The following is a 23,022-nucleotide window of genomic DNA, read 5'->3' on the forward strand; positions in this document are numbered from 1 at the left end:
TTATTTATAGAGTTGGTGTTGGTGAATATAGCTTTCAACAGTACTGGGTAGGAAATCGTGGCAATCTAATCTCGCTTTATGGCGAGCACGAATATCCGTTGCGGAAATATTATAAAGAGGGGTATCTGCGAGAAAAATTTTACCTGCAGGTAAACAATGAATATCTTCTTGTTGCTGAGTTTGGTGTTTTACCAACCATGTTTGCATTTGTGCTGATTCAAAATGTGTTTGATAGCCCGGACGAGCACAAACTAATAAATGGCAGACATCGAGTAAGCTTTCCCATTGATGCCATGTGTTAATTGAAAGCAATGAGTCTTGACCAATAATAAAGGCTAAAGGTTGTTTATCGCCAATTTCGTGTCTGAAGTCTCTTAGTGTTTCGATAGTATAAGAAGGCGTTGGCTTCTCAAGTTCACGGGTATCTACTTTAAATGAAGGGTATAGCTCAAGAGCAAGACGCACCATGTCAAGGCGTTGCTGAGAAGAAGCCTCAGGTTGTGGACGATGAGGCGGAATATTGTTGGGTAACCAAATGACTTCTTTTAAACCTATTAATCCAGACAGTGCTTCTACAGGGCGTAAGTGTCCATAATGAATAGGATCAAATGTTCCCCCGTATAATGCGATGGCTTGGTTAATTAAAGGTGTTGAGTAATTAGTATTGAGCATGACTGACAAATCCTTCTGGTAATGCTTTTCCACAGAGTAATAAACCTAATGCACTAAGAGATGGCCAGACTGTTTGTCCGTAATCTTGCTTAATGGTAATTTCAATTCGGCTAAGTAGTCGTATGGCTGTCAGTAATTGATGCTCAGATAAACGTTGTAATGCAGCCGTAAATATTGGACGTCTATTTTGCCAAATTCGATGTTTATCAAAAATAGATTTTAAAGATGCTGTTTTAGATTCACGGTGTAGCGTAATAAGCTGCATTAATTCACGCTGTAAGGTTCTAAGCAGAATAACAGGTTCGCTATCTTCTCTTTTGAGTTGTTGCAAAATATGCCATGCGCGCTGTGTTTTACCCGCAAGTAAAGCATCAACCCAGTGATAAGGGGTAAAATGAGAAGCATCATTTACCGCAGCTTCAACTCTGGGTAGTGTGAGTTTACCATCAGGGTAAAGCAGAGAAAGACGTTCGATGGCTTGGGATAAAGCCAGTAAATTTCCTTCATAGCAATAACAAAGTAGCTGATTACCTTGTTCATCCAGTGTTAATCCTTTTTGTTTTGCTCGACGTGCAACCCAATTAGGTAATTTATCAAGTTCAGGCGTTAAGCAAGAAATATAAGTTCCATGTTGGCTTAATATTTTAAACCATTCACTGTTTTCTTGTGCTTTTGTGAGTTTATTGCCCCGTAAAATTAATAATAAATCTTGATGTAACGCTTGGGATAACTCGGTGAGTTTCTCAGACATTGCTGCATTTGGGCCATTTTCAGGTAGATGAAGCAAAATAGATTGTCTTTGAGAAAAAAGGCTTAGCGATTGACAAAGCGAGTAAATTTCATTCCAGTCCGTATTATTATCAAGAGTAAATTGATAATGCTCGATAAATCCTTGCGCTTTTGCAACAGCTTGGATGGCATCTTGAGATTCTTGGAGCAATAACGGTTCATTACCCCAGAGTAGGTAACTTTGGCGCAGCCCCTCTTGGAGCTGCGCATTCAGTTGTTCTGGATATAAGCGGATCATTTGGCCGGTGAGATTATCTGTTTTGCCTGCTCGGTTTGTGCGGCTTTTTGGCGTTCAGCGTTATGAACAATCAATAGTTTACGCACTAATATTGCAGTCGCTTGCTCACGCATTTCTTGCTTGATAATGTCATTTTCAGCATCTTTCGCTAATGCTTCTAATGGGTTATCGAAGAAGGGGCGTGAAACCTGTGATGAAATAGGATAAATCGTACCATCAGGCATAATCACTTGTGCATCAAGCACAAATGTTAGCTGACGCTCTGCTGATTTACCGTCTTGATACACAGAAACGGTTTCTTTACTCTCTGACGAACCAACAATTTTAAGAATAGGGATATTCGCTGTTGGATTTTCAACAAGCTGAACATCACTGAGTCTAAGTTGTTGGCGCATTACACGAGATAATGGACCGTAAGGGTCGCCTGAGCTGAGGTAAAGTGTTTTTAATTCAGCGGGAACTTGGGTTTTACCTTGAAGGTGAAAACCACAGCCAGCGGTGATTAACACCGCTAAACCCAAAAATAGCGAAAGTAGATATCGCACTAGGCCTCCTTATCAGCCAACAACGATGTTCAGTAATTTGCCTGGAACATAGATGACTTTACGGACGGTCACATCTTCCAAGTATTTAGCAACACTGTACTCTTTTGTTGCCATTTCCTGAACATATTCTTTTTCTGAATTAGCAGGAACAGTGACACGACCACGCACTTTACCATTCACTTGAACAATAATGAGTTTAGTGTCATCAATCATGGCTTCTTCATCAGCAACAGGCCATGGTGCAACATCCACTTCCTCTTTTCCACCTAATGCTTGCCACATAACAAAACAAGCGTGAGGAATGATTGGAGAAAGCATGCGAACGATGGCTTCTAATGCTTCTTGCATTAATGCGCGATCTTGTTCGGTCTCTTGTGATGCACGAGTTAATTTATTCATTAACTCCATGATTGCTGCAATTGCCGTATTAAAGGCTAAGCGACGACCTACATCATCAGACACTTTTGCGATAGTTTTATGTAAATCACGGCGTAAATCTTTTTGTTCTTCTGTCAATGCAGAAAGATCAAGCGATTGTGTCGCCCCTTTTTGTGTATGCTCGTGCACTAAACGCCATAAACGGCGTAAGAAACGGTTAGCACCTTCAACGCTAGATTCTTGCCATTCTAGTGTTAATTCTGGTGGTGCTGCAAACATCATAAATAAACGAACGGTGTCTGCACCATAACGTTCAACCATAGTTTGCGGGTCGATACCGTTATTTTTAGACTTAGACATTTTGCTCATGCCTGCATAAGTCAGTTCATGGCCTTCACTGTCCATTGCTTTAATGATGCGATTTTTCTCATCACGTTCAACAATAGCTTCTGCTGGTGATACCCAGTGACGAGCACCATCTTCACCCGTGTGATAGAACGCATCTGCTAAGACCATACCTTGACACAGTAAACGTTTTGCAGGCTCATCAGAGTTTACTAAACCAGCATCACGCATCAGTTTATGGAAGAAGCGGAAATACATTAAGTGCATGATGGCATGTTCGATACCACCAATATACCAGTCAACAGGTAACCAATAGTTAGCAGCTTTGGGATCTAACATGCCTTTATCGTAATCAGGGCAGGTATAACGTGCGTAATACCAAGACGATTCCATAAAGGTATCAAAAGTATCGGTTTCACGTAGTGCAGGTTGACCATTTATGGTGGTTTTTGCCCATTCAGGGTCAGCTTTAATCGGACTGGTAATCCCGTCCATTTTCACGTCTTCTGGCAAAATAACCGGTAATTGGTCATCAGGAATAGAAACCACTGTCCCGTCTTCTAAGGTTGCCATTGGAATTGGCGCCCCCCAATAACGTTGACGAGAAACCCCCCAGTCACGTAAACGGTAGTTGATTTTACGTTCACCAACACCCATTTCTGCAAGTTTATCTGCAATCGCGTTAAAGCCAGCTTGGTTATCTAAACCAGAGAACTCACCTGAATTGATCAGGCTATTTTTCTCGGTTAACGCGCCTTCAGATAAATCAGGTTGATTACCTTCAGCATCAGCAATAACGGCCTTAATTGGTAAGCTATATTTAGTTGCAAATTCCCAATCGCGTTCGTCATGACCTGGAACTGCCATAACGGCGCCTGTGCCGTATTCCATTAAGACAAAGTTAGCGACCCAAATAGCGACTTTTTCTTTCGTTAATGGATGAATGGCATAAAGGCCTGTTGCAATCCCTTTTTTCTCCATGGTTGCCATATCGGCTTCTGCCATTTTCATATTACGGCATTCATCAATGAAGTGTTGAATTTCAGGGTTATTTTGGGCGGCTTTTTGCGCTAATGGGTGACCTGCAGCAACAGCGACATAAGTCACACCCATAAAGGTATCTGGACGCGTTGTATAAACGGTCATTTTGTCGTCGCTATCGGCAACATCAAAGGTAATTTCGACACCTTCAGAACGGCCAATCCAGTTACGTTGCATGGTCTTAACTTGTTCAGGCCATTCATCTAACGTATCTAAATCGTTTAATAGTTCTTCTGCGTAATCTGTAATTTTAATGAACCACTGTGGAATTTCTTTGCGTTCAACAGGGGTATCACAACGCCAGCAGCAACCATCAATCACTTGTTCGTTGGCTAATACGGTTAAGTCATGTGGGCACCAGTTAACTGCAGAGGTTTTTTTATACACTAAGCCTTTTTCATATAACTTAGTAAAGAACCATTGTTCCCAGCGATAATACTCTGGCGTACATGTTGTGATTTCACGATCCCAATCGTAACCAAAACCCAGTTTCTTTAACTGGTTTTTCATGTAATCAATGTTTTCGTAAGTCCATGGTGCGGGTGCGGTGTTATTTTTTACTGCAGCACCTTCTGCTGGTAAACCAAATGCATCCCAACCGATAGGTTGTAAGACATTTTTACCTAGCATACGTTGATAACGGGAAATCACGTCACCAATGGTGTAGTTACGGACGTGTCCCATGTGTAGTCGGCCAGAAGGATAAGGTAGCATTGACAGGCAGTAATATTTTTCTTTGTTATTATCTTCTGTCACTTTAAATGTATTGTTCTTTTCCCAGTGTTCCTGGATAGTTTGCTCTATATCTTCGGGACGATATTGTTCTTGCATGGCACCGATAATCCTATGGTGAATTAATGGCTACCGGAGGGTAACCGCTATAATGAAATTAAGACTTGCATAGCATAGCTGATTTTGTCTAATAGCCACAACAGTCTTTCTTAATGAAAGCCATTGTTTGCATAACTTTTTCCAGCAAATTACGAGATATGCTGAAAACCAACCCCATTTCAATGTAATAAATGCGTGATTTTTTGTGAAGATGTTTTGATATTGCGGAAAATAAGAATTATTTGATATTAAGTTGCGAGATTTATCTAAAAAATTATGTTTGCTGGCGCACATGAAGTACGCCAGCGAGTGTTCGTCATTATGAGATGTGAGAATTAGTGCAGAATTTTGGCTAGAAAATCTTTTGCTCGATCTGATTTCGGATTATCAAAGAAGTCATTTTTAAGTCTATCTTCCACAATGCGACCTTCATCCATAAAAATAATACGGTCAGCCACTTTTTTGGCAAATCCCATTTCATGAGTCACCACCATCATAGTCATGCCTTCATTTGCAAGCTCAACCATAACATCCAGCACTTCATTAATCATTTCAGGATCAAGTGCTGATGTGGGTTCATCAAATAACATTGCAATAGGATCCATACATAAAGCACGAGCGATGGCGACACGTTGCTGCTGACCACCCGAAAGTTGGGCAGGGTATTTATTCGCATGACTGGCTAAGCCAACACGTTCTAATAACTTTAAGCCTTTTTCTTTTGCGGCATCTTTATTTCTATTGAGTACTTTTACTTGCGCGAGTGTAAGATTTTCAATAATAGAAAGGTGAGGGAATAGCTCAAAGTGTTGAAACACCATACCTACTTTTGCTCGTAATTTAGCAAGATCGGTATGTTTATCATTCACCTTTATGTCATTAACAAGAATTTCGCCTTGTTGTATGGGTTCTAGGCCATTAACCGTTTTGATTAGCGTTGATTTACCTGAACCTGAAGGTCCACAGACAACAACAACTTCCCCCTTTTTAACTTCAGTGGAACATTCAGTCAGTACTTGGAACTGACCATACCATTTAGATACATCTTTTAGGGAAATCATCTAGGTAGTCCTTTTTTTAAGAAAGTTCACTAACATTGAGGCTGCAAAGCTAATGACAAAATAAACAAATCCAGCAAAGAGGATCATCTCAACCTGTGTTCCGTCTCGCTCTCCAATATTTGCGGCTGTTCTGAAAAAGTCAGTAAGGCTTAATACGTAAACTAAGGAGGTATCTTGGAATAATACAATCCCTTGAGTCAGTAAAAGCGGGATCATAGCTCGAAATGCTTGGGGTAAAATCACTAAACGCATGGTTTGTGACTTTGTCATTCCCAATGCGAGTGAGGCGGAGAATTGCCCTTTGCTGACGCTTTGAATACCGGCCCTTATAATTTCAGAGTAATACGCAGCTTCAAATAATGAGAACGCTATCATCGCTGAAATTAAACGGATATCATTTTTTGGTGAAAGGCCTAGAACATTTTGTAATATGTTAGGCACAATTAAATAAAACCACAGTAATACCATGACTAATGGAATAGAACGGAAGGTATTAACGTAAGCAGCTGCAAACCAACGAATAGGTTTAAAGGTGGATAACCGCATAACAGCCAGCACTGTACCCCATAAAATTCCTACAACAATTGCGGTGATGGTAATTTTTAAGGTAATTGCCATTCCATCTACTAAAAACGGTAGGCTTGGAACAACAGAACTCCAGTCAAACTCGTACATTATTGACCTCCTGTTGTGCCCGGTAAGCGAACACGTTTTTCAAGCCAATTCATGATTAACATTATGATGACGTTAATAAAGACATAGGCGAGTGTAATTGCGGTGAATGACTCATAGGCTTTGGCTGAATAATCGAGCAATTTATTTGCTTGTGCCGCCATATCAATAAGACCAATGGTGGAGGCTATCGCTGAGTTTTTCACTAAATTAAGCATTTCAGAGGTCATAGGGGGAATAATGACTCGATATGCATTAGGCAATAAAACATAACGGTAAGTCTGAGGTAATGTTAGGCCCAAGGCGAGTCCAGCCGCTTTTTGACCACGGGGTAATGAGTTGATTGCAGCTCTGACTTGCTCACACATACGTGCAGCAGTAAATAAGCCTAAACAGAGTGCTGAAGAGACAAAAAACTGCACATTTGGCGCTAAATCCATTTTGAACCAGTCGCCAATAGATTGTGGTAATAGCTCAGGAATAACTAAATACCACGTAAAAAATTGAACAATAAGGGGTACGTTACGAAATAGCTCAACATAAATAGTGCCTAAACTGGAGAGCCAACGATTAGGTACGGTGCGTAAAATCCCGAATAAAGAACCGACAAGAAAGGCAATAACCCAAGCGCATAAAGATAAGGCAATGGTGACTTGAAAACCAGAGACCAGCCATCCAAAGTATGTGGTGTTTCCGAAAGGGGCTTCTTGGAAAAATATCCCCCAATCCCAATCAATCGACATGATTTCACCTCCGGTGAAAAAATAGGGGCAGGGAACGGCTGCCCCAAACTTCACTGATCTGTCTGTCCAACAGATACTTTATAATTATTAATTTTGCATCAATTGCTTATGTACATTTATTAGTTCAATGCTTTGTCATTTGGTGATGCAAATAAAGCTTTCATTTCATCAGAGATAGTAAATTCTAGGTTAAGATTTTTAGGCGGGATTGGCGCATTAAACCAGCGATTGAAGGATTTTTCTGCCTCACCTGATTTTTGTGCTGTAGCAATAGTTTCATCAATTAATGCTTTGAATTGAGCATCATCTTTACGCAACATACAGCCATAAGCTTCTTCAGATTGTGGTGTACCTACAATTTCCCACTGACCTGGTTTTTTGGCTTTAGCACGTTCACCTGCCAGCAAGGCATCATCCATCATAAAGGCGACAGCACGACCTGATTCAAGCGTACGGAATGAGTCGCCATGATCTTTTGCGCTGATAATGCGCATGTTCATTTTTTTCTCATCATTCAGTTTATTGAGTAGCATCTCAGACGTTGTGCCTGATGTGACAACCACGTTTTTACCTGATAAGTCTGTGAAATCTTTAATTCCACCGTCTTTTTTCGCCAATAAACGTGTACCTACGATAAAAATAGTATTGGAGAAACCAGCTTGTTGTTGGCGAGCTTCATTATTGGTTGTTGAGCCACATTCAAAATCAAATGTACCATTTTGTAATAATGGAATGCGATTCTGAGATGTGATTGGGATAAGGCGAACCTGTAGATTAGGTTTACCTATTTTATCTTTTACAGCTTGCACAATTAGATTGGAATAGTCTTGAGAGTAACCAACCACCTTTTGTTGGTTATCATAGTAAGAAAAAGGAACAGAGGATTCTCTGTGTCCAACAATAATAATATCGTTGTCATTGATTTTTTTTAAGGTTCCAGTGAGTTCTTCTGCCTGCACTGCTCCTGCAGCCCCTAAAATCATTAATGATAATGCTAGTTTACGCATGTGCATAATAACTCCTGTCGTGGTGATAAGTGATATGAGTGTGTTGCTTTGTGTTTCTTTTTTGTTTTAATTTGTTTTGGTAATGTTAATAAATAGAACAAATAACATACGGTTGGGAAGTGTAATTTATGAAATACGAGAGGTATCTCTCAATAAAAGAATGAAATCAAATGTTGTTAATGATTTTTTTGGAAGCTGTTTTCAATAATTAAAATTATTGTAGTAGAAACCTTATAAAAATAAAGGGTAAAAATAAAAGTTTGAGATAATACGTAAAATAAAATAAGTAGGGATTTGTAAAGTTTATCTTAAGGAGTTGTTTGTCTGTAGATTACCGTTAAGATAGCGAGTCATATTGATGAGGAACATCTATGAGTAATTGGCGGTCAGGTCGCTGGCTAGTGGTGATAACAGTTTTGCTGATATTGTGTTGTATTGTTCAGCGTTCATTGGGTGCACACATCATTAGTGAGCGCTTAGCGACGGCTGTTTCTCAAACACAATATCCACTATCAATGCCGATTGCTGATGATAATAGTGCAACAGAACATCCTTATTCATTGTCTACCTGTGAATTAAGCGCTAAGTCATTATTATCTGTACCTCCATTAACAATAGAACCCTTTTTCCATTCGTGGGCTGTATTACTATTATTAAGTATGGCTGCAATTTACGTCTCTCGTCAGCGTAATCAGAAAAAACACCATCATCCACCTCCACCGATAAGACTTCACCTTCATTATTGTATTTTGAGGGATTAGAAATTTCCTTTTAGCTAAAAGATTGCATGTCTATCTTTGGGCGTTGCTCTATGTGTAGCGTTGTAGGAATTTTTAGGGAGTTATTATGTATCGTTCTTTTATTATGGCGTTGGTATTAACGCTATTCACTTTATCGCCATCTCAAGCTGCTGATACAGGCTGGTTAACTATGCCTGATAATACTCATTCACAGGTTAGGGCAACAGCACAAAAGTCACCTGCTGGTGATGTAAAAGTGTTACTTGAAGTGCAACTTGAATCTGGGTGGAAAACCTATTGGCGTTCTCCTGGTGAAGGTGGGATTGCACCTGAAATTAATTGGTCACAAGAGGTGGGCGAGATAGTATGGCATTGGCCATCACCTTCTGCTTTTGATGTAGCCGGTATTCATACTCAAGGATATGATAAGCAGGTTGTTTTTCCTATTGATCTTACATCAGTTAATAATGACCGTTTACACGGTGTCTTAACGCTATCAACATGCAGTAATGTCTGTATTTTAACAGACTACACGTTAGAACTTGATCTCACTGAGCCAGCACCTGCTGATTTTGAATGGCAATATAATCAAGCCATGGCAAAAATTCCTGTTGCGACGGGATTAGTGTCATCGGTGTCTTCTGATTATAACAATAGTCAACTCACTATTTCGTTACAAAAAGAACAAGGTGATTGGGTTAAACCTAATATTTATCTTGACCCTCCAGAAGGGATGCTTTATGGCATTCCACAACTAAATCATCAAAAAAATAACTTATTTGTGACAGTTGATGTAACCGATGATTGGGGCGATGCTGCGGGAGATATTTCAGGTAAAGCACTTTCATTTGTCATCACTGACCAAAATTTTTCCCGTCAAATAAATGATACCGTTGGGCATGGTGAAACAGGCGTAACTCCCACATCCAATTCAGGTGTCGCACTTTGGAGTATCTTAGCTTTTGCATTATTGGGCGGATTAATTCTAAATTTAATGCCTTGTGTGTTGCCTGTGCTTGCCATGAAACTCGGTTCAATATTGCATCTTGAAAATCGGGATAAAGGCGTTATTCGCAAACAATTTTCTGTGTCTGTTTTAGGAATATTAGTCTCATTTTGGGCGCTTGCTTTGTTTATGACAGGATTACGTTATAGTCAAGAAGCCCTTGGTTGGGGAATTCAATTCCAAAGCCCTTGGTTTATCGGTTTTATGGTGTTAGTCACCGCTATTTTTACTGCTAATTTATTTGGTTTATTTGAATTGCGCTTAAGTAGCAATGTAAATACCAAAATGGCAACGGCGGGAGGACAAGGATATGGTCGTCATTTTTGGGAAGGGGCATTTGCCACTTTGCTGGCAACGCCTTGCTCTGCACCATTTTTAGGTACTGCTGTGGCGTATGCATTAATTGCACCGTTAAGTGAATTATGGCTTATTTTTACTGCATTAGGGGTTGGAATGAGCTTACCTTGGATATTAGTAGCAATATTTCCCTCTGTCGCGAAAGTGTTGCCAAAACCAGGTAAATGGATGAATCGCCTAAGAGTTATTTTAGGCTTTATGATGTTGTTATCGAGTATTTGGCTAATTACCTTGTTGATCCCTCATTTGGGAATACCGATTGTTATTGGTATTTTCATTGTGATCACGTTGGCTTTATTACTGGCAATTGCACAGCACTATGGCAAAAAGGTTATGCTTATTTCTACAGTGGTTGCACTCTTTTTAGGGGGGGGGACTTACTTATTTGTGGCACAACCCGAAAGTCAAACACTTGCAGGCCAAGATGCGGTAAATTGGCAGCCTTTATCAGAAGAAGCAATTCACCAAGCATTAGCGGATAATAAACGTGTCTTTGTTGATGTCACAGCGGATTGGTGTGTGACCTGCAAAGCAAACAAATACAATGTATTATTGCGAGAAGATATTCAGGCTGCACTTTCAGAGCCTGATGTTGTCGCATTAAGAGGGGATTGGACTAAACCCTCTGATAAGATCACCCAGTTTTTAAAACACCGTGGTCAAGTTGCAGTCCCTTTTAATCAAGTTTATGGACCTTGCCATAAAGATGGCGTGGTATTACCCCCTCTTTTAAATAAAGATTCAACATTGACTGTTCTTTCAGAGGCTAAAGGAGCCCAATAATGAAAAAAACACTTTCTGCACTGGTTATCTCGTCGTTACTTTTTGGTGCAAATGTGCAAGCTGCGGCATTAAGCGCTGATCAAGAAAAAGAAGTACGTGCACTTGTTCGTGATACATTAATCAAAAACCCTGAGATTTTAGAAGAAGCTATTACTGCATTACAAGCGCAGAAAGCGGATGAGCAACAAACTCAATTCCGTACTGCATTAAAAGCGGAACACGATGCGCTATATAACGATGCAGCAAGTCCTCGTATTGGTGCTAAAGACGCTAAGTTAGTATTAGTCTCCTTTACTGACTACAACTGCCCTTATTGCAAACGCTTTGACCCATTATTAGAAAAAATCACAGCAGACTACCCTGAAGTGGCGGTTGTCATTAAGCCATTACCATTTAAAGGCGAAAGTTCTGCAAAAGCTTCTCAAGCTGTGCTTTCAGTGTGGAAAGAAGATCCTAACGCTTTCTTAGCGTTACACCAACGTTTAATGCAAAAGAAAACAATGCTAGATAATGCAAGTATTGAAGATGCAATGAAAACAACCAATACAAGCAAAGTAAAATTAACAGATGACAGCTTAAAAGCGTTACAAAATAACTTAGATCTTTCCCGTAAATTGGGTATCCAAGGCACACCAGCAACTGTTGTTGGTGATATGGTTATTCCGGGCGCAGTCGATTATGCTCAGCTAGAACTCATTGTGAAAGAACAACTGGCTAAAGTGAAAAAATAATGCGTAGTCGCTTACGAAAATGGAGCAAAGAACTGATTGTTCTGATCGTCATTTTCGTTTTGGCCTCTTTTGCAATGGACTGGTGGCGTCAACCTACGCCACCTGCCTTAACGAATTTACCAGAGCTTTATACTGTTGATAATCAAGTTATCTCTTTAGCTGAATTAAGTGCTGAAAAGCCTTTGTTAATCTATTTTTGGGCAACTTGGTGTGGTGTTTGTAAATTGACAACACCTGCAGTGAATTCGTTAGCACAAGATGGTTATAACGTGACATCAGTAGCGATCCGTTCTGGTGACAATGCAAAGTTAGAGCGCGGTATTCAATCTAAAGGATTGGTATTTCCTGTCATAAATGATAGCCGAGGCGATATTTCTCAGCAGTGGGAAATTAGTGCAACACCTTCATTTGTTATTGTTTATAAAGGGGAAATGGTAGGCTTTACTAGCGGCTGGTCATCTTCGTGGGGATTAAAACTACGTTTATGGTGGGCTTCTATCTAAATGGGTTATCAGAATTTAAGTAAAGAAAAAATAATACCGGGTAAGCTGGCAATAAAATAAATTATTTCATAAATAATATTTTTACGTCTACGCTCAATTTTTGCTTCTTGGGTATTTTGAGCTATTAACATTTTTTCATCGGCAATGCGTTTTGAAGTATTAATATGTATTGGCACAATATTAATAGAGATAACGGTTTGATTATTTTTATTCGTAGGTGTTAATTGGGCCAATGTCCAACCATATTGATGCAGTTTATCTCCGAACGCATTTTGCTGAATAATATAACCATAATAATCTTTACGAAAACCTTTTTCTTCGTTGTTGCTGGAAATTTTATGAGCATATTGCCAATAAGATTGAATATCGGCTGATGACTGAATTAATTGAGATAGTGCTGGTGGCTCAAGTAAGGTGACATTAACGCGTTTAGATTCAGCTTCTTGTTTTTGTTGAATATTAATCGCAGTTTCCCAATGCACAGGTACAATGGTTTTATCTTCAATAAGTTGATTAATTGACTCTGGTTGTTTTGATAATACCCAGCCAAATTCATGTTGTTGCCGATTGAACATCTGGCGTTGGATCCATTTATTTTCTTTATCTGTACGAAAACCCTTTGTTTCATTATCTGTTGATATTTTTTTAGTTCTTTGCCAAATAATATCGAGAATATGTTCAGGGTAATGTTCCATGATAAAGCCCTTTTATTAGAGAAAGCCCAACCTAATTAATATTAACTTAATAAGGTTGGGCTTTATTCATTTTAATTACGGCGTTTAATAAAGGCGATAATAAAAAATAATCCAACCAGTATCCACAATGGTGTATTACCCCATTTATAATAAGGGGTTAATCCTGTTGTTGGTGTCATTTTTTCCGCTAAAGCACCTTCTTCAAATTGAGGAAGTTGAGAAATTACATCACCGTTGGCGGCAATAAAGGCTGTAATACCGTTATTGGTTGAGCGTAATAATGGACGACCTAATTCTAATGAGCGCATTCTCGCCATTTGAAAATGCTGCCAAGGGCCGATTGAATTGCCAAACCACGCATCATTAGAAATCGTTAATAAGAATCGTGTATCAGGTTTGAAATTAGCACGAACTTGCTCACCTAAAATAATTTCATAGCAGATAGCAGCGGTAATTTTGGCATCATTAACGGTAAGCTGGGGTTGAACATATTCCCCTTGGCTTAATGATGACATTGGTAAATTAAAGAATGGTGCTAATGGTCGTAATAACGATTCTAACGGGACATATTCACCAAAAGGAACAAGATGATGTTTATTATAACGGTCGGTCGCTGGATATTGATAAGCATAGTGCTCACCTAGGGTGATAACACTATTGTAAAAGCGATAGCCTTCTAATGTTGGGCGAGCATCAATAATCCCCGTCATTAAGTGGGTATCTTGATCTCTTAGTTGCTTATCAAGCTCGGCTAAAAAGCCTTGTTGTTGAATTTCAATGTCAGGAATAGCAGATTCAGGCCAAATAATCAGGTTTGCGTTACCGATAAAAGGGCGACTTAAGGTGAGATAGGTCTTTAACGTACTCTCTAACGTGCCTGGTTGCCATTTTAAAGATTGTGCAATATTACCTTGAATCAATGCGATTTCTTGCGTTTCATCTGCTAAAGGTTGATACCACTGATAGGATTTAAAGCTAATAGGAAGCAGTAATAAAAGTGCAGCTACAACAATGCTATAAATTGATTTTCGATAGAGCGCTAATACAATTAATCCACTGATCATAGTCAGTAGTAACGTTATCATCGTTACCCCAAAAATAGGGGCAATTCCTTTTAATGGGCCATCTATTTGGCTATAACCAAATTGGAGCCAAGGAAAGCCAGATAATACCCAGCCTCTTAGAAACTCAGTAAGTTGCCATAATGCAGGTGCTGCAAACACAAACCGCCAAAGTGTGGGGTTTGGAAAAAACTTATTGAGTAAACCGGCAAAGAGCAGGGTATAGAGCGATAAATAGAGTGCTAATAAAATCACTAAAAAGATATTTATCGCAAACGGCATACCGCCAAAATCAGCAATGCTGACATAAACCCAATTTACACCACTACCAAATAACCCAAAGCCCCAAGCAAAGCCAAGAAATGCACCTTGGCGAGTAGTGCGTTGGGTTATGATAAATAATAGACCCGACAATGAAATTAAGGCCGCGGGCCAAAAATCAAAAGGTGAAAACGCGAATGTGCCGATGGCACCGAAAAAAACCGCCAGAAGGGCGCGAACCCACTGGCGGTTTAAGAAAGAGATATTATTCATTTATATCCTACGCATCGTTACCTAAGTCAGGGATCGGTGCATCATCGGGGATATGCACATAAACCTGAATAATCTTACGGCTATCCGCCATAACGACTTTAAATTGGTAATTATCAATGGTAATAGTTTCACCACGAGCAGGAAGGTGACCAAAGGCTTGCATAACTAAACCGCCAATTGTATCAACTTCTTCATCACTGAAATGTGTACCGAACGCTTCATTGAAATCTTCTATCTGAGTTAACGCTCGAACTGAGTAAGCGTGACGACTCAGTGGACGAATATCAATATCATCCTCATCATCATACTCATCTTCAATTTCGCCGACGATAAGTTCAAGAATATCTTCAATTGTGACAAGCCCTGATACGCCTCCAAATTCATCTATGACAATCGCCATATGATAGCGTTGAGAGCGGAATTCTTTTAATAGGCGATCGACCCGTTTACTTTCAGGTACAACTACCGCAGAACGCAGGACTTTATCCATACTAAATGGCTCTGCGTCAGTACGCATAAATGGCAATAAATCTTTTGCCATCATTAAGCCTTCAATATGATCTTTGTCTTCGCTAATGACTGGGAATCGGGAATGTGCTGAGTCAACAATCACATCTAAACACTCATCAAGTGTTTGATTGCGTTTTAGTGTGACGATTTGAGAGCGAGGGATCATAATATCCCGAACACGCTGTTCAGCAATATCCATTACCCCTTCAAGCATGTCGCGGGTATCAGGATCAATTAATTCTTTCTGTTCAGAATCGCGGATAAGCTCCATCAGATCATCACGGTTTTTAGGTTCGCCGTGGAACCACTGATTAAGCAGTGTGAGAAACCCTTTCTTAGGACCAGGGTTATCGTTACTCGAAGATTGGTCGTCGCTCATGGCGTTTTAACTATTTTTCCTCATTGAATGGTTAATTAGATATAATATTTATCATAAAAATAAGAGAACTGTTACTCTTTTTCTATCAAATAGGGATCTGCATAACCTAAATTTTGTAAGATTTCTGTCTCTAAACTTTCCATTTCTTCAGCTTCATCATCTTCAATATGATCATAGCCTAAAAGATGCAAACATCCATGAATTACCATGTGTGCCCAATGTTCTTCAACAGTCTTACTTTGTTCAACGGCTTCTGTTTCGACAACTTGGCGGCAAATAATTAAATCACCTAATAAAGGTAATTCAATCTCAGGTGGCGCCTCAAAAGGAAAAGAAAGCACATTAGTGGGTCTGTCTTTACCACGATATGTCAGATTAAGTTCGTGGCTTTCTGCTTCATCAACAATACGAATAGTCACTTCGCTGATGGGTTGAAATTGAGGTAATACGGCTTCTAACCATGTCATAAATTGAGCTTCAGTAGGAAGCCCTTGTGCATTTTCAGTTGCCACTTGTAAATCAAGGATAACTTCACTCATGATTTTCTCTCTGAAGCTTCTCTTTTTCAGCTTTGATAGCTTGGCGGCGTTTTTGATCTTCCGTTTCCCAAGCTTCATAAGCAATAACAATTTTGGCTACCACAGGGTGGCGTACAACGTCTTCACTGTGGAAAAAATTAAAGCTTAAGTCATTCACATCAGATAAAACTTCAATGGCATGACGTAAGCCTGATTTATTCCCTCTTGGCAGGTCAATTTGGGTAATATCCCCAGTGACAACTGCTTTAGAGTTGAAGCCGATACGTGTTAAGAACATTTTCATCTGTTCAATAGTGGTATTTTGGCTTTCATCAAGAATAATAAAAGCGTCATTCAGTGTTCGCCCACGCATATAAGCAAGAGGCGCCACTTCAATAACATTACGCTCTATCAGTTTCTCAACTTTTTCAAAACCTAACATCTCAAATAACGCATCATAAAGTGGTCGTAAATAAGGATCGACTTTTTGACTCAGGTCGCCCGGTAAAAAGCCCAGCTTCTCACCAGCTTCAACCGCAGGACGTGTTAATAAGATACGACGTACTTCTTGACGCTCAAGAGCATCAACAGCGGCAGCAACAGCCAGATAGGTTTTTCCTGTCCCTGCAGGCCCAATACCAAAAGTAATATCATGGGTCTGAATATTAGCAATATATTGTGCCTGATTCGGTGTACGTGGTTTTATCACACCACGCTTAGTCCGAATAGTGGTCGATTTCCCAAATTCAGGAACATGCTCATCACTTTGCTCAAGTACACGGCTTTCTTTGATAGCAAGGTGAATTTGTTCAGGGTCGATATCAGGGATCACGCTTTTAATTGGCGCGGTTTCCATATACAAGCGACGCAAAATTCCTGTAGCTGCATTAACACATAATGATTTTCCCGTAAGTTTAAAACGGTTGTCACGATGATTAATCTCGATACCTAAACGGCGCTCAAGTTGCTTAATATTATCGTCAAATGGGCCACATAAACTCATTAAACGGGCATTGTCAGCTGGCTCTAAGAAAATCTCTTGGGTCGCTACCTGTGCGTGTGCTATTACTGTCACTGATTATCCTTTTGTTAAATCTGATTAATTAGGGTTGGTGAACACCTACTCCTAATTCATCTTCTTTACGAGTACGTGCAATAACGGATTCAGGTGATTCATGGATACGTAAATCCATTTGCTCTTCCGTTCTAATGACTTTACCACGTAGAGAGTTGGCATAAACGTCTACAATCTCAACATCAACGAATTTACCAATCATATCAGGTGTACCTTCAAAGTTAACTACGCGGTTATGCTCAGTTCGACCTGATAATTCCATCACATTTTTACGGGAAGGCCCTTCAACGAGAACACGTTGTATACTTCCTATCATGGCACGGCTAAAGCTCATTGCTTGCTGATTAATGCGTTGTTGTAACAGATGTAAACGTTGTTTCTTTTCATCTTCGCTGACGTCATCGGGTAAATCGGCTGCTGGTGTGCCTGGGCGTGCAGAATAGATAAAGCTAAAGCTCATATCAAAATTAACGTCAGCAATTAATTGCATGGTTTTTTCAAAGTCGTCTTGAGTTTCATCAGGGAAACCAATGATAAAGTCTGAACTGATCAGAATACCTGGACGCGCTTTGCGTAATTTGCGAATGATGCTCTTGTATTCAAGTGCCGTATGGTTACGCTTCATTAATGTTAGAATGCGGTCAGAACCACTTTGTACAGGTAAGTGTAAGTAGCTGACTAATTCTGGCGTATCAGCATAGACTGCAACGATATCGTCAGTAAACTCGATGGGGTGGCTGGTGGTAAAGCGAACACGGTCAATACCATCAATTGCTGCCACTAAGCGAATTAACTCAGCAAAGCTACAAATTTGGCCATCAAACGTGGCGCCACGATAGGCGTTAACATTTTGACCTAACAAGTTAACTTCACGGACACCTTGTGCCGCTAATTGTGCAATTTCAAATAGCACATCATCACAAGGGCGGCTGACTTCTTCACCACGAGTGTAAGGCACAACGCAGAAAGAACAGTATTTATTACAGCCTTCCATAATAGAAACAAATGCAGAAGGGCCATCAGCACGAGGCTCGGGCAAACGGTCAAATTTTTCGATTTCTGGGAAGCTAATATCGACAACAGGGCTTTTAGTTCCTTTAACCTGATTAATCATCTCAGGTAAGCGGTGTAAGGTTTGTGGTCCGAAGATAATATCGACACACTGCGCACGTTGGCGGATGTATTCACCTTCTTGAGAGGCAACACAACCACCAACGCCAATGATAATATCGGGTTTATTATCTTTAAAATATTTCCAGCGTCCTAACTGATGAAAGACTTTTTCTTGTGCTTTCTCACGGATAGAACAGGTATTTAGCAGTAGAATGTCCGCATCTTCGGCGACATCGGTTAACTGATAACCGTGGGTGCTTTCGAGTAGGTCTGCCATTTTGGATGAATCGTACTCATTCATCTGACAGCCCCAAGTTTTAATGTACAGTTTTTTTATCGTCGACATTGTGTAAATCCGGTATTTTCAGTGAGACAATAGCTAATCACTAGAAAACGTTGCGTGTAATAAGCCAATAAGGCGGTTATTGTAGTCATTTGTGGGGTCAGTGACTAGAGTAAGTCGGCGCTAATTCTTTATGGCGTTTAGTTTAATCAAAATAAACTGAAACAGCGCTTACCTATTATTTAAAGTAATGAGTTATGGCATAACAATGATGAGTAATGTAAAAAACGATTTTGATGCAATCATCGCGGGTGGCGGGATGATTGGCGCTGCCGTTGCAATTGGGCTAGCGCAAGAAGGATTGCGTGTTGCAATGATTGAACGACAGTCTCCAGCACCTTTTGATGTGTCATCTCATCCTGATATCCGTATTTCTGCGATTAGCTGCGCGTCAGTAAGTCTATTAAAACAATTAGGTGCATGGCAACATGTTTTAGCTATGCGTTCTGCGCCTTATCTTACCTTAGAAACATGGGAAGAAGAAAATGCCCATGTAATTTTTGATGCTAAAAGCTTAGGTTTACCTGAATTGGGGTATATGGTTGAAAACCGTATTTTGCAATTAGCACTTTGGCAAGAGGCTGAACGTTATAGCAATATCACTTTATTATGCCCAAATAGTCTAAGTAAAATGACTTATTCAGATGATAAGTGGAAAGTGACTCTTTCTGATGGCAATGAGGTGACCACGAATTTAGTGGTGGGTGCAGATGGTGCAAATTCTCAAGTGCGTCAATTTGCGGGTATTGGCAGCAATGGTTGGCAATATCGTCAATCTTGTATGCTAGTGACAGTAAAAACAGAATTACCCCCTGAAAAGGGAACATGGCAACGCTTTTATCCTTCTGGCCCACGAGCCTATTTGCCACTTTTTGATAACTGGGCATGTTTGGTTTGGTATGACGCTCCTGAGCGAATTAGAAAACTGCAAAGCATGTCAATGACACAGTTAGAAAAAGAAATTCAACATGCCTTTCCTCAGCGCTTGGGTAAAGTCACCCCTATTGCTGCGGGTTCATTTCCATTAACACGTCAACATGCAAGTCGTTACGTTGATAATGGTATTATTTTGCTGGGTGATGCGGCACATACCATTAATCCATTAGCTGGACAGGGTGTAAACTTAGGCTATCGTGATGTTGATTGTTTCTTGGAATTAGTGGCAGAAGCGAAAAAGCATTATGAGCCTTGGGATTCAATGGCGTTATTGAAAAAATACCAGCGTCGCCGTATGCCTGATAATTTAGTGATGCAGGCAGGGATGGATGTATTTTATCACGCCTTTAGTCATCAATTACCCGGTTTGAAATTAGTCAGAAATATTGGCCTATTGGCAGCACAACACGCAGGAAAAGCCAAAGAAGCGGCGTTGCGTTATGCCTTAGGTATTAAGTAATAAGCAATGCGATGATCTCATTATGCAAGATCATCGCATGATCGTTAAGCGTTTAAATGTTTGGCATGAAAAGCAATATGCTCACCAATAAAACTCGCCACAAAATAGTAACTGTGATCATACCCTTGATGTAAATTTAACTGATAAGGAAACTGTTTTTTATCACAGGCTTGCGCAAATAATTCAGGTTTAAGCTGCTCTTGATAAAAGGGATCATCTAACCCTACATCAACACGCATCGGTAATGCACTTTCTGCACTGTTGATCAATGCAATGGCATCATACTGTTGCCATTGTGTCGTATCATCTCCTAAATAAGCCTTAAACGCCTTTTGCCCCCAAGGAACAAGTGATGGTGCGACTATGGGTGAAAATGCGGATACACTGCTATAGCGCGCCGAATTTCGTAAAGCTATGGACAATGCACCATGCCCCCCCATTGAATGCCCACTAATTGCACGCTGATTAGTGACTGGAAAATTTGCTTCAATCAATGCAGGAAGCTCATCAACAATATAGTCATACATCTTGTAATGGGTATTCCAAGGAGATTGCGTGGCATTAAGATAAAATCCAGCACCTTGCCCTAAATCATAAGCACTATCATCAGCGACATTTTCACCACGAGGACTGGTATCTGGCACAACTAAAATAATGCTATGTTGTGCCGCAAATTGTTGAGCACCAGCTTTAGTAATAAAATTTTGTTCGTTACAAGTTAAACCCGATAACCAATATAAAACAGGGTAATTTTGCCCTTCCTCCATAGGCGGAAGATAGAGGGCAAATTTCATCTCACAATTAAGTGTCTTTGATGTATGTTGATAAACATCCTGCCAACCACCAAAACAGGCATGGCGTTCAATCCTTTCCATTTTGACTCCTTTAAAAACAAAGACAAACCTATGAGGCATAGGCTTGAGGATGATTAATCGAAATGAATAACCGTGCGGATTGATTTACCTTCATGCATTAAATCAAAAGCGTCATTAATTTTTTCTAACGGTAGTTTATGGGTAACAAAAGGCTTAAGTTCGATATTGCCTTTCATAGCATCTTCAACCATACCGGGTAATTGGCTTCGACCTTTAACACCACCAAAAGCAGTACCTTTCCACGAACGGCCAGTCACTAATTGGAATGGGCGGGTTGAGATCTCTTGCCCAGCACCTGCTACACCAATAATAATGGATTGACCCCAGCCACGATGGGCGCTTTCTAATGCCGCTCTCATTACATTGACATTACCAATACATTCAAAAGTATGGTCAATACCCCATTGCGTCATTTCGACGAGAACTTGCTGGATAGGTTTGTCATAATCATTAGGGTTTAAGCAATCGGTCGCCCCAAATTGACGTGCTAATGCAAATTTCTCAGAATTAGTATCAATGGCAAAAATACGACCCGCTTTGGCTTGTCTTGCACCTTGAAGAACAGCAAGACCAATCCCCCCTAAACCAAAGACAGCAACAGAGTCACCTTCTTGTACTTTTGCCGTATTGTGAACAGCACCAATTCCCGTTGTGACACCACAACCTAATAAACACACTTCTTCATGATTGGCTTCTGGATTGATTTTTGCCAATGAAACTTCAGCCACAACAGTGTATTCGCTAAAAGTGGAACATCCCATGTAGTGATAAATAGGTTGTCCATTATAAGAAAAACGTGTTGTCCCATCAGGCATTAGGCCTTTACCTTGTGTGGCTCTGACGGCAACACAAAGATTTGTTTTACCTGATTTACAGAATAAGCACTCACCACATTCGGCTGTATATAGTGGAATAACATGATCACCCGGTTTAACGCTGGTGACGCCTTCACCAACTTCCACAACAACGCCTGCACCTTCATGCCCTAGAATAGCGGGAAATACACCTTCAGGATCATCACCAGAGAGCGTAAAAGCGTCTGTATGGCAAACACCTGTGTGACTAATTTTAATGAGCACTTCACCGGCTTGAGGTGGCATTACATCAACTTCAACGATTTTTAAAGGTTCTCCTGGCCCAAATGCGACCGCTGCACGAGATTTCATGGTGTATCCTTTTTGTTATTAACGCAGGTAAGTGCGGATAAGTGAGATGGCATCATCAACGGAGTTTTTTTGATCTTCAGGAGAAGCGACGGCATCCATAAGACCTTCACGCAAATGACTTTCGAGCACTCCCGCCATAAGGCCATTGATAGCACCTCGAATGGCGGCAATTTGTTGTAATACCTGACCACATTCGTTTTCATTTTCAAGAGCAGTTTCTAATGCAAGAAGTTGCCCTTTAATTTTTCTTACACGTGTTAATGCGGCTTTTTTTTCTGCTGGGGTGTGTGGCATACATAATCCTTAATTATACTATAGGGGAGTATAGTATTTGAATGAATACATGTACAGAAAGATCAAAAGAACTTAGAAAAGGAAAGATAAAATTAAAAAAGTGTGATTTTAAAAGATGATGTTTTAACTATAGAAAGGATAAGAAGAGAGATTAGATAAGATTGAGAAGGGATAAAAACAAAAAAGACCCGCATTTGCGAGTCTTATTCGTTGATTTCGTGATAAACACGTTAATAATCAATGGTGCGGAAGGCGAGACTTGAACTCGCACACCTTGCGGCGCCAGAACCTAAATCTGGTGCGTCTACCAATTTCGCCACTCCCGCATACAACGTTTAGAAAAAAAGACTCTCATAAGAGTCTCTCTTTCAAAATATGGCTGGGATACCAGGATTCGAACCTGGGAATGCCAGGATCAAAACCTGGTGCCTTACCGCTTGGCGATATCCCAAAAAATGGTGGCTATGACGGGATTCGAACCTGTGACCCCAACATTATGAGTGTTGTGCTCTAACCAGCTGAGCTACATAGCCATATTGAATCTAGCATATCTTTCTTTTAAGAAGATGGCTGGGATACCAGGATTCGAACCTGGGAATGCCAGGATCAAAACCTGGTGCC

The 23,022-nt window shown here is 40.2% G+C and carries 22 protein-coding genes and 3 tRNA genes; 5 read left to right on the plus strand and 20 right to left on the minus strand.

Annotated features, from left to right (window positions below; genetic code table 11):
• The 8 genes from nadD to INT04_RS15610 form a co-directional block, all read right to left on the minus strand.
• A complete protein-coding gene (gene nadD / locus INT04_RS15575) occupies window positions 1-672 on the minus strand; it encodes a nicotinate-nucleotide adenylyltransferase (protein ID WP_193017002.1) in 672 nt (223 codons plus the stop codon).
• Complete coding sequence (gene holA / locus INT04_RS15580) at window positions 659-1,699, minus strand: DNA polymerase III subunit delta (RefSeq protein ID WP_193017003.1); 1,041 nt, start codon at window positions 1,697-1,699, stop codon at window positions 659-661. The genes nadD and holA overlap by 14 nt, the downstream gene beginning before the upstream one ends.
• On the minus strand, window positions 1,696-2,244 hold the full coding sequence (gene lptE, locus INT04_RS15585; RefSeq protein ID WP_193017004.1) for an LPS assembly lipoprotein LptE: 549 nt from the start codon (window positions 2,242-2,244) through the stop codon (window positions 1,696-1,698). The genes holA and lptE overlap by 4 nt, the downstream gene beginning before the upstream one ends.
• 12 nt (window positions 2,245-2,256) lie before the next feature.
• Complete coding sequence (leuS, locus tag INT04_RS15590) at window positions 2,257-4,839, minus strand: leucine--tRNA ligase (protein WP_193017005.1); 2,583 nt, start codon at window positions 4,837-4,839, stop codon at window positions 2,257-2,259.
• Between the two features lie 335 nt (window positions 4,840-5,174).
• Entirely contained in the window at window positions 5,175-5,900 is a 726-nt protein-coding gene (locus INT04_RS15595) for an amino acid ABC transporter ATP-binding protein (RefSeq protein ID WP_193017006.1), read from the minus strand.
• The gene (gltK, locus tag INT04_RS15600) at window positions 5,901-6,575 is read right to left on the minus strand and encodes a glutamate/aspartate ABC transporter permease GltK (protein ID WP_193017007.1); all 675 of its coding nucleotides are present in this window, start codon (window positions 6,573-6,575) and stop codon (window positions 5,901-5,903) included.
• Window positions 6,575-7,315 (minus strand): amino acid ABC transporter permease, encoded by a 741-nt coding sequence (locus INT04_RS15605; RefSeq protein WP_193017008.1) that lies wholly within the window; start codon window positions 7,313-7,315, stop codon window positions 6,575-6,577. Before INT04_RS15605 ends, gltK begins: the two co-directional genes overlap by 1 nt.
• Before the next feature lie 119 nt (window positions 7,316-7,434).
• Window positions 7,435-8,328: an amino acid ABC transporter substrate-binding protein gene (locus INT04_RS15610; RefSeq protein ID WP_193017009.1), complete on the minus strand. Its 894-nt coding sequence runs from the start codon at window positions 8,326-8,328 to the stop codon at window positions 7,435-7,437.
• 365 nt (window positions 8,329-8,693) lie between these two features.
• Between INT04_RS15610 and INT04_RS15615 the strand changes: the two genes are divergently transcribed.
• The 4 genes from INT04_RS15615 to INT04_RS15630 all read left to right on the plus strand — a co-directional run bounded on the left by INT04_RS15615 (window position 8,694) and on the right by INT04_RS15630 (window position 12,442).
• Window positions 8,694-9,083, plus strand: a complete 390-nt coding sequence (locus INT04_RS15615) for a metal resistance protein (protein ID WP_193017010.1) — start codon at window positions 8,694-8,696, stop codon at window positions 9,081-9,083.
• A gap of 85 nt (window positions 9,084-9,168) precedes the next feature.
• Window positions 9,169-11,208, plus strand: a complete 2,040-nt coding sequence (locus INT04_RS15620) for a protein-disulfide reductase DsbD family protein (RefSeq protein ID WP_193017011.1) — start codon at window positions 9,169-9,171, stop codon at window positions 11,206-11,208.
• Window positions 11,208-11,939 (plus strand): DsbA family protein, encoded by a 732-nt coding sequence (locus INT04_RS15625; protein WP_193017012.1) that lies wholly within the window; start codon window positions 11,208-11,210, stop codon window positions 11,937-11,939. The genes INT04_RS15620 and INT04_RS15625 overlap by 1 nt, the downstream gene beginning before the upstream one ends.
• Window positions 11,939-12,442: a protein disulfide oxidoreductase gene (locus INT04_RS15630; RefSeq protein ID WP_193017014.1), complete on the plus strand. Its 504-nt coding sequence runs from the start codon at window positions 11,939-11,941 to the stop codon at window positions 12,440-12,442. The genes INT04_RS15625 and INT04_RS15630 overlap by 1 nt, the downstream gene beginning before the upstream one ends.
• Before the next feature lie 8 nt (window positions 12,443-12,450).
• Here INT04_RS15630 and INT04_RS15635 read toward each other — a convergent pair whose 3' ends face one another.
• From INT04_RS15635 to miaB, 6 genes are all read right to left on the minus strand, one after another.
• On the minus strand, window positions 12,451-13,137 hold the full coding sequence (locus INT04_RS15635) for a hypothetical protein (protein ID WP_193017015.1): 687 nt from the start codon (window positions 13,135-13,137) through the stop codon (window positions 12,451-12,453).
• Between the two features lie 71 nt (window positions 13,138-13,208).
• Window positions 13,209-14,732 (minus strand): apolipoprotein N-acyltransferase, encoded by a 1,524-nt coding sequence (lnt, locus tag INT04_RS15640; protein ID WP_193017017.1) that lies wholly within the window; start codon window positions 14,730-14,732, stop codon window positions 13,209-13,211.
• 7 nt (window positions 14,733-14,739) lie between these two features.
• A complete protein-coding gene (corC, locus tag INT04_RS15645) occupies window positions 14,740-15,621 on the minus strand; it encodes a CNNM family magnesium/cobalt transport protein CorC (RefSeq protein ID WP_193017019.1) in 882 nt (293 codons plus the stop codon).
• Between the two features lie 71 nt (window positions 15,622-15,692).
• Window positions 15,693-16,160, minus strand: a complete 468-nt coding sequence (ybeY, locus tag INT04_RS15650) for an rRNA maturation RNase YbeY (protein ID WP_193017020.1) — start codon at window positions 16,158-16,160, stop codon at window positions 15,693-15,695.
• Entirely contained in the window at window positions 16,153-17,214 is a 1,062-nt protein-coding gene (locus INT04_RS15655; protein WP_193017021.1) for a PhoH family protein, read from the minus strand. Before INT04_RS15655 ends, ybeY begins: the two co-directional genes overlap by 8 nt.
• A 28-nt stretch (window positions 17,215-17,242) precedes the next feature.
• Window positions 17,243-18,673: a tRNA (N6-isopentenyl adenosine(37)-C2)-methylthiotransferase MiaB gene (gene miaB / locus INT04_RS15660; protein WP_193017023.1), complete on the minus strand. Its 1,431-nt coding sequence runs from the start codon at window positions 18,671-18,673 to the stop codon at window positions 17,243-17,245.
• Window positions 18,674-18,878: 205 nt separating this feature from the next.
• Here miaB and ubiF point away from each other — a divergent pair, with 205 nt between their 5' ends.
• Complete coding sequence (gene ubiF / locus INT04_RS15665) at window positions 18,879-20,066, plus strand: 3-demethoxyubiquinol 3-hydroxylase (RefSeq protein ID WP_193017024.1); 1,188 nt, start codon at window positions 18,879-18,881, stop codon at window positions 20,064-20,066.
• 44 nt (window positions 20,067-20,110) lie between these two features.
• On the opposite strand, the gene fghA is transcribed toward ubiF, so the two are convergent.
• The 6 genes from fghA to INT04_RS15695 all read right to left on the minus strand — a co-directional run bounded on the left by fghA (window position 20,111) and on the right by INT04_RS15695 (window position 22,934).
• Window positions 20,111-20,941 (minus strand): S-formylglutathione hydrolase, encoded by an 831-nt coding sequence (fghA, locus tag INT04_RS15670; RefSeq protein ID WP_193017026.1) that lies wholly within the window; start codon window positions 20,939-20,941, stop codon window positions 20,111-20,113.
• A 53-nt stretch (window positions 20,942-20,994) separates the two neighbouring features.
• On the minus strand, window positions 20,995-22,107 hold the full coding sequence (locus tag INT04_RS15675) for an S-(hydroxymethyl)glutathione dehydrogenase/class III alcohol dehydrogenase (protein ID WP_193017028.1): 1,113 nt from the start codon (window positions 22,105-22,107) through the stop codon (window positions 20,995-20,997).
• A gap of 18 nt (window positions 22,108-22,125) precedes the next feature.
• Window positions 22,126-22,401 (minus strand): metal-sensing transcriptional repressor, encoded by a 276-nt coding sequence (locus tag INT04_RS15680; RefSeq protein ID WP_193017030.1) that lies wholly within the window; start codon window positions 22,399-22,401, stop codon window positions 22,126-22,128.
• Window positions 22,402-22,642: 241 nt separating this feature from the next.
• A tRNA-Leu gene (locus INT04_RS15685) sits at window positions 22,643-22,727 on the minus strand.
• A 50-nt stretch (window positions 22,728-22,777) separates the two neighbouring features.
• Window positions 22,778-22,852 (minus strand) — tRNA-Gln (locus INT04_RS15690).
• Window positions 22,853-22,857: 5 nt separating this feature from the next.
• A tRNA-Met gene (locus INT04_RS15695) sits at window positions 22,858-22,934 on the minus strand.
• Window positions 22,935-23,022 lie beyond the last annotated feature (88 nt).

The sequence above is a fragment of the Proteus sp. FME41 genome (genome assembly GCF_014897315.1).
Lineage (GTDB): Bacteria > Pseudomonadota > Gammaproteobacteria > Enterobacterales > Enterobacteriaceae > Proteus.

Coding starts and splice junctions, on each gene's coding strand:
- nadD (WP_193017002.1), bottom strand. CDS start 672: ATGCTCAATACTAATTACTCAACACCTTTAATTAACCAAGCCATCGCA.
- holA (WP_193017003.1), bottom strand. CDS start 1,699: ATGATCCGCTTATATCCAGAACAACTGAATGCGCAGCTCCAAGAGGGG.
- leuS (WP_193017005.1), bottom strand. CDS start 4,839: ATGCAAGAACAATATCGTCCCGAAGATATAGAGCAAACTATCCAGGAA.
- INT04_RS15595 (WP_193017006.1), bottom strand. CDS start 5,900: ATGATTTCCCTAAAAGATGTATCTAAATGGTATGGTCAGTTCCAAGTA.
- gltK (WP_193017007.1), bottom strand. CDS start 6,575: ATGTACGAGTTTGACTGGAGTTCTGTTGTTCCAAGCCTACCGTTTTTA.
- INT04_RS15605 (WP_193017008.1), bottom strand. CDS start 7,315: ATGTCGATTGATTGGGATTGGGGGATATTTTTCCAAGAAGCCCCTTTC.
- INT04_RS15610 (WP_193017009.1), bottom strand. CDS start 8,328: ATGCACATGCGTAAACTAGCATTATCATTAATGATTTTAGGGGCTGCA.
- INT04_RS15615 (WP_193017010.1), top strand. CDS start 8,694: ATGAGTAATTGGCGGTCAGGTCGCTGGCTAGTGGTGATAACAGTTTTG.
- INT04_RS15620 (WP_193017011.1), top strand. CDS start 9,169: ATGTATCGTTCTTTTATTATGGCGTTGGTATTAACGCTATTCACTTTA.
- INT04_RS15625 (WP_193017012.1), top strand. CDS start 11,208: ATGAAAAAAACACTTTCTGCACTGGTTATCTCGTCGTTACTTTTTGGT.
- INT04_RS15630 (WP_193017014.1), top strand. CDS start 11,939: ATGCGTAGTCGCTTACGAAAATGGAGCAAAGAACTGATTGTTCTGATC.
- INT04_RS15635 (WP_193017015.1), bottom strand. CDS start 13,137: ATGGAACATTACCCTGAACATATTCTCGATATTATTTGGCAAAGAACT.
- lnt (WP_193017017.1), bottom strand. CDS start 14,732: ATGAATAATATCTCTTTCTTAAACCGCCAGTGGGTTCGCGCCCTTCTG.
- corC (WP_193017019.1), bottom strand. CDS start 15,621: ATGAGCGACGACCAATCTTCGAGTAACGATAACCCTGGTCCTAAGAAA.
- ybeY (WP_193017020.1), bottom strand. CDS start 16,160: ATGAGTGAAGTTATCCTTGATTTACAAGTGGCAACTGAAAATGCACAA.
- miaB (WP_193017023.1), bottom strand. CDS start 18,673: ATGTCGACGATAAAAAAACTGTACATTAAAACTTGGGGCTGTCAGATG.
- ubiF (WP_193017024.1), top strand. CDS start 18,879: ATGATGAGTAATGTAAAAAACGATTTTGATGCAATCATCGCGGGTGGC.
- fghA (WP_193017026.1), bottom strand. CDS start 20,941: ATGGAAAGGATTGAACGCCATGCCTGTTTTGGTGGTTGGCAGGATGTT.
- INT04_RS15675 (WP_193017028.1), bottom strand. CDS start 22,107: ATGAAATCTCGTGCAGCGGTCGCATTTGGGCCAGGAGAACCTTTAAAA.
- INT04_RS15680 (WP_193017030.1), bottom strand. CDS start 22,401: ATGCCACACACCCCAGCAGAAAAAAAAGCCGCATTAACACGTGTAAGA.